The 11,908-nt window shown below is 61.7% G+C and carries 13 protein-coding genes; 3 read left to right on the plus strand and 10 right to left on the minus strand.

Features of this window, described 5'->3' with window-relative positions; all coding sequences use genetic code 11:
* Nucleotides 1–221: 221 nt before the first annotated feature.
* Both BGO16_RS03260 and BGO16_RS03265 read right to left on the minus strand, forming a co-directional pair.
* Nucleotides 222–806 (minus strand): NnrU family protein, encoded by a 585-nt coding sequence (locus BGO16_RS03260; protein ID WP_292617171.1) that lies wholly within the window; start codon nt 804–806, stop codon nt 222–224.
* Between the two features lie 11 nt (nt 807–817).
* Nucleotides 818–2,437, minus strand: a complete 1,620-nt coding sequence (locus tag BGO16_RS03265; RefSeq protein WP_292617172.1) for a peptide chain release factor 3 — start codon at nt 2,435–2,437, stop codon at nt 818–820.
* Between the two features lie 257 nt (nt 2,438–2,694).
* Between BGO16_RS03265 and sugE the strand changes: the two genes are divergently transcribed.
* Nucleotides 2,695–3,009, plus strand: a complete 315-nt coding sequence (gene sugE, locus BGO16_RS03270; RefSeq protein WP_292617173.1) for a quaternary ammonium compound efflux SMR transporter SugE — start codon at nt 2,695–2,697, stop codon at nt 3,007–3,009.
* Here sugE and BGO16_RS03275 read toward each other — a convergent pair.
* The 8 genes from BGO16_RS03275 to BGO16_RS03310 form a co-directional block, all read right to left on the minus strand.
* Entirely contained in the window at nt 3,002–4,006 is a 1,005-nt protein-coding gene (locus BGO16_RS03275; protein WP_292617174.1) for an inorganic phosphate transporter, read from the minus strand. The genes sugE and BGO16_RS03275 overlap by 8 nt on opposite strands.
* A 14-nt stretch (nt 4,007–4,020) precedes the next feature.
* Entirely contained in the window at nt 4,021–4,665 is a 645-nt protein-coding gene (locus BGO16_RS03280) for a DUF47 domain-containing protein (RefSeq protein WP_292617175.1), read from the minus strand.
* A gap of 149 nt (nt 4,666–4,814) precedes the next feature.
* Nucleotides 4,815–5,786: a branched-chain amino acid ABC transporter permease gene (locus BGO16_RS03285; RefSeq protein ID WP_292617176.1), complete on the minus strand. Its 972-nt coding sequence runs from the start codon at nt 5,784–5,786 to the stop codon at nt 4,815–4,817.
* 1 nt (nt 5,787) lies between these two features.
* Nucleotides 5,788–6,651, minus strand: a complete 864-nt coding sequence (locus BGO16_RS03290; protein WP_292617182.1) for a branched-chain amino acid ABC transporter permease — start codon at nt 6,649–6,651, stop codon at nt 5,788–5,790.
* A gap of 93 nt (nt 6,652–6,744) precedes the next feature.
* Nucleotides 6,745–7,977: an ABC transporter substrate-binding protein gene (locus BGO16_RS03295; protein WP_292617177.1), complete on the minus strand. Its 1,233-nt coding sequence runs from the start codon at nt 7,975–7,977 to the stop codon at nt 6,745–6,747.
* 140 nt (nt 7,978–8,117) lie between these two features.
* Entirely contained in the window at nt 8,118–8,858 is a 741-nt protein-coding gene (locus BGO16_RS03300) for an ABC transporter ATP-binding protein (protein WP_292617183.1), read from the minus strand.
* A gap of 7 nt (nt 8,859–8,865) precedes the next feature.
* Complete coding sequence (locus BGO16_RS03305; protein ID WP_292617178.1) at nt 8,866–9,621, minus strand: ABC transporter ATP-binding protein; 756 nt, start codon at nt 9,619–9,621, stop codon at nt 8,866–8,868.
* A gap of 273 nt (nt 9,622–9,894) precedes the next feature.
* Nucleotides 9,895–10,254: an ArsC family reductase gene (locus BGO16_RS03310; RefSeq protein ID WP_292617179.1), complete on the minus strand. Its 360-nt coding sequence runs from the start codon at nt 10,252–10,254 to the stop codon at nt 9,895–9,897.
* Between the two features lie 115 nt (nt 10,255–10,369).
* Between BGO16_RS03310 and BGO16_RS03315 the strand changes: the two genes are divergently transcribed.
* Nucleotides 10,370–10,816, plus strand: coding sequence for a copper uptake system-associated protein (locus BGO16_RS03315; RefSeq protein WP_292617180.1), 447 nt, complete (start codon nt 10,370–10,372; stop codon nt 10,814–10,816).
* 199 nt (nt 10,817–11,015) lie between these two features.
* On the plus strand, nt 11,016–11,908 hold an 893-nt coding region (locus BGO16_RS03320; RefSeq protein ID WP_292617181.1), incomplete at its 3' end, for a threonine--tRNA ligase.

The following is an 11,908-nucleotide window of genomic DNA, read 5'->3' on the forward strand; positions in this document are numbered from 1 at the left end:
ATGTCGGCCGTCTGCATCGCTGCCGCAATAACCTGGTGGACGGCCAATTGAGTCTCGACCCTAGTACCCGCTTTCCGAAGTTCGTGAGACATCGCCCCCCCCTTAACGAACTTCGGAAAGCAAAGGGTACTAGCAACCTTATGATTCTAGTACCGCTTTCGATTTGAAATGCCCGAAGACGAACCCGCTGCAAGTGGTGCAGGAATTTCAAATCGGCGGTACTAGGCTCCAAAGGCGGGAACGCCAACGACGTAGGGATGGAAGAGAGCGCCGAGCGCAATATAGAGGACGACGCCAACGATGACCGCGATCACATCGTTGCGAACCCCGCCGACCGGGATCGGCAGGCCGCTGGGATCGGTGCGGCGCTTGAGCGAGATGCGGTCGATCACCGCCCACGCCAGGATCGAACCGAACAGGATGATCGAGCCTAGATCTCCGTTGGCGAGCAAATGGGCCGTCGCCCACAGCTTGACGCCGGCGAGCATCGGATGCTTCAGCTTGGCGTAGATGCGGCCGCGGATATACGACGCCACCACGAGAATGACGGCGGGCAGGATCAGCGCTTCAGCGATGTGCTTCATCACGCGCGGCGGATGCCAGACGTCGATCCAGCCGGTGGCGCGGTAGTCGAAGAACCCCCAGACGATCAGCGCGACACCAGCCGCGGATATCAGCGAAAACCCGACCTTGTAGGGGACCTCGCCGTAGGACGCGATCAACCGCGCGCGAAAATCACGCTTGGTCGCGGCGAGGTGCACGCCAAGAAAGAGAACAAGACCAGCAATCATCACCGATAGTCCCATAATTTCCTCCCTTACACGGTCTTCTTCACATCCTTGACGCTTGAGAACACGATGCCGTCGGCGCGGTCCATCGTGTAGCCGAGATAGAACTCGTTCTTGGCGAGGTACACCGGATCGCCGTCGACGTCGTCGGCCACTCCGGAGCCGTTCGCCGCGATGAAGGCATCAAGCTTCCTGCGATCGTCGGATGAAATCCAGCGCGCCAGTTGAAACTCGCTGACCTCGAAATCCACTGGCAGCGAATATTCCGCGTCGAGACGCGCTTTCAACACATCAAGCTGCAGCATGCCGACCACGCCGACCAGCGCGGGCGCACCGTCGCGCGGGCGGAACACCTGCACGACGCCCTCCTCCGACATCTGCTGGAGGGCTTCCTTGAGCTTCTTCGCCTTCATCGCATCGGTGAGGCGGACACGCCGAACGATCTCCGGCGCGAACGACGGCACACCGACAAAGGTGACATCCTCACCTTCGGTCAGGGTGTCGCCGATCCGCAACGTACCGTGGTTGGGAATGCCGACGACATCGCCTGCGAATGCCTCGTCCGCGATCGCACGATCCTGCGCGAAGAAAAATTGCGGCGACGACAGCGGCATCGGCTTGCCGGTGCGCACCAGCTTCGCCTTCATGCCGCGCGTCAGCTTGCCGGAACAGAGCCGGGCGAAAGCAATGCGATCACGATGATTGGGATCCATGTTGGCCTGGATCTTGAATACAAAGGCCGTCATGCGCGGTTCATCGGCGGCAACCTTGCGCAGGTTTGATTCCTGCGCGCGTGGGGACGGAGCGAATTTGCCGAGCCCTTCCAGGAGGTCACCGACGCCGAAATTGCGCAGCGCCGAGCCGAAATAGACCGGCGTCAGGTGTCCCTCGCGAAACGCCTCAAGGTCGAACGGCTTGCAGGCCTCGGTCGCAAGCGCCAGTTCGTCCCTGACCTCGTCGATATTCAGGTTGGCGTTGCGCGCGGCAAGATCGGCGATGTCGATCTGTTCGGCCGCGCCGGTCTTGGCGCCGCCGCCGTCGAGCAGACGGATGCCGCCGGTCGCGACATCGTAGGTGCCGAGGAAGTCGCGACCGCGTCCGACCGGCCAGGTCATCGGCGTGGTGTCGAGCGCCAGCGTCTTCTCGATCTCGTCCAGCAGTTCGAAAGTATCGCGGCTCTCCCGGTCCATCTTGTTGATGAAGGTGATGATCGGAATATCGCGCAGCCGGCAGACCTCGAACAGCTTGCGGGTGCGCGCCTCGATCCCCTTGGCTGCGTCGATCACCATGACCGCGGAATCCACCGCCGTCAGCGTGCGGTAGGTGTCCTCGGAGAAGTCCTCATGACCCGGCGTGTCCAGCAGATTGAAGACCCGGTTCTCGAACTCGAACGTCATCACCGAGGTGACCACGGAGATGCCGCGGTCGCGCTCGATCTTCATCCAGTCGGAACGGGTGTTGCGCCGTTCGCCCTTCGCCTTGACTTGTCCGGCGAGATTGATGGCGCCGCCAAACAGCAAGAGCTTTTCCGTCAAGGTGGTCTTGCCGGCGTCGGGATGCGAGATGATCGCGAAAGTGCGCCGGCGCGCGACTTCCGCCGCCAGCGGCGAACGCGAGGTTGAATCATTCTGCAGCGCGAGGTCGGACATCAACCAGCGTGTGGCAGGGAAAACCGGCCGGATCAAGGGGATTTACAGGTAAGCGCGGTTGCGAGCCGACGCTCGCGGCCTCATATATCAAACGGAAGGACGACCTTCCATCCAGCCTGATCTCCGGTTCTGATAAAGCAGAACCAGGTCAGGTTTTTATCTGACGCGTTTTCTTCACGCGAACCGGTATCGACTTCGCTTGAAAACGCTCTGGTAGCCGCGGGGACGACTTTGCCCGTTGTTCAAGGAGGGTCGTCATGGCCTGGTTCATGCTGTTCGTCGCCGGATTGATGGAAGTCGGCTGGGCGATCGGCCTCAAATACACCGAAGGATTCACGCGGCTGCTGCCGTCGGTGCTGACGCTGGCGGCCATGGCCGCGAGCCTTGCGCTGCTCGGGATGGTGCTCAAGACGCTGCCGATCGGCACCGCCTATGCGGTCTGGACCGGCATCGGCGCGGTGGGAACTGCGATCCTCGGCATCGTGCTGTTCGGCGATCCGGCGACGATGGCGCGGCTCGCCTGCATCGGCCTGATCGTCGCCGGGATCGTCGGGCTGAAACTCGTTACTTGACAAACGCCACCGCCCAGTAAGCCAGCGCGGCGACCAACGCCGATGCTGGGATGGTGATCACCCATGCATAGACGATGGAGCTTGCGACGTTCCAGCGCACGGCCGACAGTCGCCGCGCGGCACCGACGCCGACGATGGCTCCCGTGATGGTGTGGGTGGTCGATACCGGAACGCCGAGGAACGTCGCCACGAACAGCGTCACCGCGCCGCCGGTCTCGGCGCAAAAGCCCTGCACCGGCTTCAGCTTGGTGATGCGAAGGCCCATGGTTCGCACAATCCGCCAGCCGCCCATCAGCGTCCCCAACGCCATCGCGGCCTGACACGCCAGCACCACCCAGAACGGCACGCTGAATTCGCTGCCGAGATAGCCTTGCGAAAACAGCAGCACCGCGATGATGCCCATGGTCTTCTGCGCGTCGTTGCCGCCGTGGCCGAGCGAATAAAGCGACGCGGAAAAGAACTGCAGAATGCGAAAGGTGCGATCGACCGCGAACGGCGTCGAGCGCGCCGACAGCCACGAGACGACCGCGACCAGCACCAGCGCAAGCAAAAACCCGACCAGCGGCGACAATACGATCGCGACCAGCGTCTTCGACAGACCGCTCCAGACCGCCGCCGAAAGGCCGGCTTTCGCGACCCCGCCGCCGAGCAGGCCGCCGATCAGCGCATGCGAACTGCTGGACGGAATTCCGAGTGCCCAGGTGATCAGATTCCAGGCCATGGCGCCGACCAGCGCGGCGAAGATCACCTGCGGGTCGATCACGCTGGGCTCGACGATGCCGGTGCCGATGGTGTTGGCGACGTGAAGGCCGAATACGAGAAACGCGACGAAATTGAAGAACGCCGCCCACAGCACCGCGTATCGCGGCCGCAGCACGCGCGTTGAAACGATGGTCGCGATCGAATTCGCCGCGTCGTGCAAACCGTTCAGAAAATCGAACAGCAGCGCGGCAAAGATCAGGCCGACCAGAACCGGAAGACCGAGCATGACGTCCACAGCGCGGCCCTGCCCTATACCTGCTCGATGACGATGCTGCTGATCTCGTTGGCAACGTCGTCGAAGCGGTCGGCGACCTTTTCCAGGTGATCGTAGATTTCGGCGCCAACGATGAAGTCCATCGCGTTGGCGTTGCGGTGCTTCAGGAAAAGCTCCTTCAGGCCGATATCGTGCAGATCGTCGACGCGGCCCTCCAGTTTGCCGAGTTCCTCGGTGATCGCCGTCAGCATTGCGACGTTGTTGCTGATCGACTGGAGCAGCGGCAGCGCGCGGCCGACCAGATTGGCGCATTCCACGAGCAGCGAGCCGATCTCGCGCATCGGCGGTTCGAAGCTGCGGACCTCGAACAGCACCACCGCCTTCGCGGTCTGCTGCATCTGATCGATGGCATCGTCCATCGAGGTGATGAGGTTCTTGATGTCGACGCGGTCGAACGGCGTGATGAAGGAGCGGCGGACAGCGGTCAGCACCTCGCGCGTGATGCCGTCGGCATCGTTTTCGAGCTGGCTGACGCGCTGGCAGAACACCGGGGTTTCTTCACCGCCCTTCAGCACTCCCTGAAGCGCCTCCGCCCCCTGCACGATCGTCTGCGAGTGGCGGGCGAACAGGTCGAAAAAACGCTCCTCTTTCGGCAGAAAGGACCGGAACCAATGCAGCATCGCAGTATCCACTTTGCAGACAAGAACCGGGCCGCGTGTCCGGAGCGCGGAAATGTCATAAACCATTTCCGGGAAAGTGGGCAATCGGCATTGCAATCGGCGGGATCATCCACCGGATTGTGCCAAAAAGGCTCCATTCGCGCGATAAATTACAGCGATCGCTTAAAATAATGCGCAATTTCGCCGACTACGCCGCGGCGGAAGGTCAGCACGCAGACGACAAAGATGACGCCCTGGATCACGGTGACCCATTGCCCGAAACCGGCCAGATACTGCTGCATGGCGATGATCGCAAAGGCGCCGACGACCGGTCCGAAGACCGTGCCGAGGCCGCCCACCAGCGTCATCAGCACGATTTCACCCGACATCGTCCAGTGCACGTCGGTCAACGAGGCGTTTTGCACCACCAGCACCTTGAGCGATCCGGCCAGCCCGGCCAGCGTGCCCGACAGGATGTAGGCCAGAAGCTTGTACTGGTCGGTCTTGTAGCCCAGGGAAATCGCGCGCTGCTCGTTCTCCCGGATCGCCTTCAGCACCTCGCCGAACGGCGAGTTGACAGCGCGGTAGATCACAAGGAAGCCGAACAGAAAGCCGCCCAATATAACGTAATAAAGCGTGTCCGGACGCGACAGGTCGATGACCCCGAACATCCTGCCTTGAGGAACTCCCTGGATGCCATCTTCGCCATGGGTGAACGGCGTTTGCAGATAGACGAAATAAAGAAGCTGCGCCAGCGCCAACGTGATCATCGCGAAATAGATGCCCTGCCGGCGGATGGCGACGACCCCGGTGACGACCGCCAGCAAGGCCGCGGCCGCGACACCCGCTCCGATGCCCAATTCGGGCGGGACATCCCACACCTTCAACGCATGCGCGCAGACATAACCGGCGGTCCCGAGAAACATCGCATGGCCGAACGACAACAGGCCGCCGTAGCCGAGCAGCAGGTTGAACGCGCAGGCGAGTAACGCGAAGCAAAGTCCCTGCATGACAAAAAACGGATAGATTCCGGTCATCGGAACGATGGCCAGCACCGCCGTCATGAGAATGAAAACGATCATCTCGTCGCCGATGATGCGACGGCTTGTGGTCCGAACGGGATGGTCGATCGATGCTACCATGTCAGACCGCCCGCCCCGTCAATCCCGTCGGCTTCACCAGCAGCACGAGGACCATGAGCACAAAAACCACCGTGTTGGAGGCCTCGGGATAAAAATATTTCGTCAGCCCCTCGATGACGCCAAGCGCAAATCCGGTGACGATCGATCCCATGATCGATCCCATGCCGCCGATCACCACCACCGCGAACACCACGATGATCAGGTCGGCTCCCATCAACGGCCGCACCTGATTGATCGGCGCCGACAGCACGCCGGCCAGCGCCGCGAGACCGACGCCCAATCCGTATGTCAGCGTGATCATGCGCGGCACGTTGATGCCGAACGCGCGCACCAGCGTGGGGTTTTCCGTCGCTGCGCGCAAGTAAGCGCCGAGCCGGGTCCGCTCGATCAGGTACCAGGTGGCGAGACAGACCACCAGCGAACATACGATCACCCAGCCGCGGTAGATCGGCAGGAACATGAAGCCGAGATTGATGCCGCCCTGCAATTCATCGGGAATGGCATAGGGCAGACCGGAGGAGCCAAAATAGTTCTGAAACACGCCCTGAATGATCAGCGCCAGACCGAAGGTCAGCAGCAGTCCGTACAGGTTATCCAGCCCGGCCAGCCATTTCAGCATGGTCCGCTCCATGACCATGCCGAAGATGCCCACGAGAACCGGCGCGATAATCAGCGCCGGCCAGTAGCCGATCCCGAAGATGTTGAGCAGGAAATAGGCGCAGAACGCGCCCATCATGTAGACCGCGCCATGCGCGAAGTTGATGATGTTGAGCATGCCGAAGATCACGGCGAGGCCAAGGCTCAGCAGCGCATAGAACGAACCGTTGATCAGCCCGACCAGAAGCTGCGCGGAGAGAGCCTGCAGATTGATCGACATGTTGCTCCGGCCTCATCCCTATCTTGTAACCAGCGGGTAAGGTCGCCCGGCGGCTCGACGCCGCCGGAACGGCCCGCAGCGTCAGTGCTTGACCAGCGGACACTTGCTTTCCGACAAGGGCCGGAACGCCTGGTCCCCCGGCGTGGTGCCGATCAGCTTGTAGAGATCCCACGGCCCCTTCGACTCCGCCGGCGTCTTGACCTCGAACAGGAAGGCCGGATGAATCGCGCGGCCGTCGATCCGGATCACGCCCTTGCCGAACAGCGGATCGTCGGTCGGCATCTCCTTCATCTTGGCCACTACCTTGGCGCCGTCATGCGGATTGCCGCCGAGCGCCTCCAGCGCCTTGAAGTAGTGCAGCAGTCCCGCGTAGACGCCGGCGTGAACCATCGTCGGCATCGCGTGGGTTTTCAGGCGTTCGCTGAAGCGCTTCGAGAAGGCACGGGTCTGGTCGTTGGTGTCCCAGTAGAACGTTTCGCTCAGGTTGAGCCCCTGCGCCACGTTCAGGCCGAGCGAGTGGACATCCGATATAAACATGAGCAGGCCGGCAAGTTTCTGGCCGCCCTTGACGATGCCGAATTCCGCGGCCTGCTTGATCGAGTTGGTGGTGTCGCCGCCGGCGTTGGCAAGCCCGATCACCTTGGCCTTCGATGCCTGGGCCTGCAGCAGATAGGACGAGAAGTCCGCCGTACCCAACGGCGCCTTGACGCTTCCCAGCACCTTGCCGCCATTGGCCTTGACGACCGCCGTCGTATCGTTCTCAAGCGCATGGCCGAAGGCATAATCCGCCGTGATGAAGAACCATGTGTCGCCGCCGGCCTTCACCATCGCGCCCCCCGTGCTTTGAGCCAGCATGTAGGTGTCGTAGGTGAAGTGGATCGTATTCGGCGTGCACTGCGTGTTGGTGAGTTCCGAGGAGCCCGCGCCTGAATCGAGCAGGATGTTGTTCTTCTCCTTCACGATGTTGTTGACTGCGAGTGCAACGCCGGAGTTGGGCACGTCGGCGATGATGTCGACCTTGTCGGTGTCGATCCATCGGCGCGCAATGCCGGCACCGACGTCGGGCTTGTTCTGGTGATCCGCGGAGATGACGTCGATTTTCCAACCCTTGGCCTTCAGTCCTGAATCATCGGCCGCCATCTCTGCCGCGACCACCGATCCCTCTCCTCCGAGGTCGGCATACAGGCCGGAAAGATCGGTCAGCACGCCGATCTTGACGTTCTTGTCCGTCACCTTGTCCTGGGCCACCGCGCTGATGGTCATGCCAAAAGTCAGCGCCGTGCCGACGAGCAAAACTGCAAGTCTGGTCCTCATTTTTTCCCACTCCGTTTTGGTCCCGTCCGGGGACGCCGCCTGGAATTTTTCACCTTTTACGGAAACGGTGAAAAATTCCAGGTCCTCGACTTGACGTGTTGTCTTCACGCGAACCGGATGCCACTTCGATCAAAAACGCTTCAGACACCGAGATAGGCATGAAGCTTGTCCATGTTGGCCTGCAACTCGGAACTTGCGAAGCCGTCGATGATCTTGCCGTGTTCGACGACGTAGAAGCGGTCGGCGAGCGTCGCGGCAAAGCGGAAGTTCTGCTCCACCAGAAGGATCGTAAACCCCTCCGACTTCAATCGCGCGATGGTGCGGCCGATCTGCTCGATGATGACCGGCGCAAGGCCCTCGGTCGGCTCGTCGAGCATCAGGAAACGCGCGCCCGTGCGCAGAATGCGCGCGATCGCCAACATCTGCTGCTCGCCGCCGGACAGCTTGGTGCCCTGGCTGCGCAGCCGTTCCTTCAGATTGGGAAACAGCGTGAAGATCTGGTCCAGCGACAGGCCGCCGCTGCGGACCTCCGGCGGCAGCATCAGGTTCTCGCGCACATCGAGGCTGGCGAAGATGCCCCGCTCCTCCGGACAGTAAGCCACACCCAAACGCGCGATCTTGTCCGACGAGGCGCGCGAGATGTCGTGACCGTCGAAGCGGATCGACCCTGTGCGCTTGCCGATGATGCCCATGATCGACTTCAGCGTCGAGGTTTTGCCGGCGCCGTTGCGGCCGAGCAACGTGACAACCTCTCCCGCCGCGACGTTGAAGGTGATGCCGTGAAGAATATGGGATTCGCCGTACCAAGCCTGGAGATTTTGAACCGCGAGCATGGCGTCGCCGGCCGGCTTTGCGGACCCGGAGACGCCCGGCGCGGTCATTGTTCCGTCAGCCATGACCGGCTCCCAGATAGGCTTCCCTGACGCGCTCGTCCTTGGTGAGGTCGTCGTAATTGCCCTCGGCGAGCACGTGTCCGCGCGTCAGCACGGTGATGATATCGGAGAGGTTCGCGACCACGCTCAGGTTATGCTCGACCATCAGGATCGTGTACTTCGCCGAAATGCGCTTGATGAGCGCGGCGATCCTGTCGATGTCCTCATGACCCATGCCGGCCATCGGTTCGTCGAGCAGCATCATTTCCGGATCGAGCGCCAGCGTCGTCGCGATCTCCAGCGCACGCTTGCGTCCGTACGGCATCTCCACCGCAAGGGTTTTCGCGAACTCGCTCAAGCCCACCTGATCCAACAATTCAAGCGCGCGACCGTTGAAGCGATCGAGCACCGATTTGGAGCGCCAGAAATCGAAGGAATGGCCGTGCTGGCGCTGCAATGCAACCCTGACATTTTCAAGCGCCGTGAGATTCGGGAAGACCGCCGAAATCTGGAACGACCGCACCAATCCGAGCCGCGCCACGTCGGCCGGCGCAAGCGCCGTGATGTCGCGTCCGTTATAGATAATCTTCCCCGCCGACGGCTTCAGGAACTTGGTCAGCAGGTTGAAGCAGGTGGTTTTTCCCGCTCCGTTGGGGCCAATCAGTGCATGAATGCTGCCGCGGCGAACACGCAGACCCACGTCGCGCACGGCGACAAAACCAGCAAACTCCTTGGTCAATCCGTGGGTTTCAAGAATGAACTCATTCGTCACTCAAAAATCCCCCTCAGCTATCGCTCGGTGTCCCCTTCGCGGCTGAGTCTTTAGCCGCCGAACCCGTTCAGTGCACTGGACACCACCGGGCACGGCCGTCTTTCAGAATATGATGTCAATGGGCTGGATTGCGCAAGGTGCAAAGTAGCATTCGCCGGAAGTCCGGAGCCGTCATTCCCTCAGCCATTAGTCGAAATGCGCACGGGGCTTTTGCCCGCTTCGACGATCGGCACCGACCAAAGCGCCGCCATGATGGCGCGGATCAAGGCCGCGTCATCGTTTCGGTGTCCGAAACTCCTTCTCGTAAACCTCCGGCTTGAAGCCGACGAGCAGCTTGTCGCCGACCTCCAGCACCGGACGTTTGATCATCGAGGGCTGATCGAGCATCAGGGCCAGCGCGCGGGCCTCGGTCAATCCAGCTTTGTCCGCGTCCGGCAATTTGCGAAACGTCGTGCCGGCGCGGTTCAACAATGTTTCCCAACCGAGTTTTGCCGCCCATGCCTTGAGCCGGGCGCGCTCGATGCCAACGGCCTTGTAGTCGTGAAACTCATAGGCGATGCTATGACCGTCCAGCCACGCGCGCGCCTTCTTCATGGTATCGCAGTTCTTGATGCCGTAGATGGTCGTGGTCAAGGCGAGGCACTCCGGGGATGCGGCTTGAAACCGGCGCAGGCTCTTCGCAACACGCCTGTAAAGCCCGACGTATTGTAATCGGCCGTATTGTCATCAGATATATAAGGAAATTCCGGTGCTGACGAAACTCTTTGCCGCGTTCATCGTGTTCTGCAGCCTCATCGGTTCGGCGATTGCGGGGCCGGACGAGGACGCGGTGCGCGATCTGCTCCATTCGAGCTTCGACAAGCCGGAAGCAAAGCTGGTCGTCGGTCCGGTGGTCGCCACGGCTGGCTACGCGATTGCCGACTGGACGCAGGCCGAAACGGGCGGCCGCGCGCTCCTGCGGAACAAGCATGGTCACTGGACCATCATCCTCTGCGCTGGAGACGGAATCCGAAGCGCCGAAGCATTGCGGCATGCGGGCATTGCGCCTGATGTCGCAGGTGCGCTCGCCGACGCGCTCGCGAAAGCCGAGCAGACGGTTTCGCCCGACCGCCTTGCGATGTTTGCCCGGTTCGAGGGGCTGCTGCGGATGGATGAAGCGGGCAATCACCCTCCCGTCCACGACCGGGGCCACTGACGATAGAAAGGAAGCGGCGCGTAACCGTGCGCTCGCGGGCAGCCCGCAACGTGGCACGGGCCGGACTCCCGCCGGGCGCCAATCCGCGGTTTTGCGCCCAAGCGGAACTTTCAGCCGTTGCAACGGGCGAACCGGCTGCTATACCGCTGCATCCCGCTTACCTGCGCTCGTTCGCAGGAGTGAGCCACAGGAGCCATCTATGTCCGACAAGAACGAACCCGCATCGGGATTCCAGTATGGCCTCGCCAACCTGAAGCCCGTCTCGCCCACCGACAACGTCAGCCTCACCTTTCCGGACGGCGCGCGGCGCGAGTTCCCGAAAAACACCACCGGTCTCGATATCGCCAAAGGCATCTCGCCGTCGCTGGCCAAGCGCACGGTCGCGATGGCGCTCGACGGCGTGGTCAGCGATCTTGCCGATCCGATCGAGCGTGATGCCAGTATCGAATTCATCAGCCGCGATGACCCGCGCGCGCTGGAACTGATCCGCCACGACGCGGCGCACGTTCTGGCCGAGGCCGTGCAATCGCTATGGCCGGGCACGCAGGTGACCATCGGCCCGGTGATCGAGAACGGCTTCTATTACGATTTTTTCCGCAACGAGCCATTCTCGCTGGAGGACTTCCCGGCGATCGAGAAGAAGATGCGCGAGATCATCGCGCGCGACAAACCCTTCACCAAGGACGTCTGGGATCGCGAAAAGACCAAGCAGGTGTTCCGCGACAAGGGCGAGGCCTTCAAGGTCGAACTGGTGGACGCCATTCCCGGCAGCGAGCCGATCAAGATCTACTATCAGGGCGACTGGTTCGATCTCTGCCGCGGCCCGCACATGACCTCCACAGGCAAGATCGGCAACGCCTTCAGGCTGATGAAGGTGGCCGGCGCCTATTGGCGCGGCGACAGCAACAACCCGATGCTGACGCGCATCTACGGCACGGCGTTTGCGAAGCAGGAAGACCTCGACGCCTACCTGAAGCAGATCGAGGAAGCCGAGAAGCGCGATCACCGCAAGCTCGGCCGCGAACTCGACCTGTTCCACTTCCAGGAGGAAGGTCCCGGCGTGGTGTTCTGGCACGCCAAGGGCTGGACCAT

The sequence above is a fragment of the Nitrobacter sp. 62-23 genome (genome assembly GCF_001897285.1).
GTDB lineage: Bacteria > Pseudomonadota > Alphaproteobacteria > Rhizobiales > Xanthobacteraceae > Nitrobacter.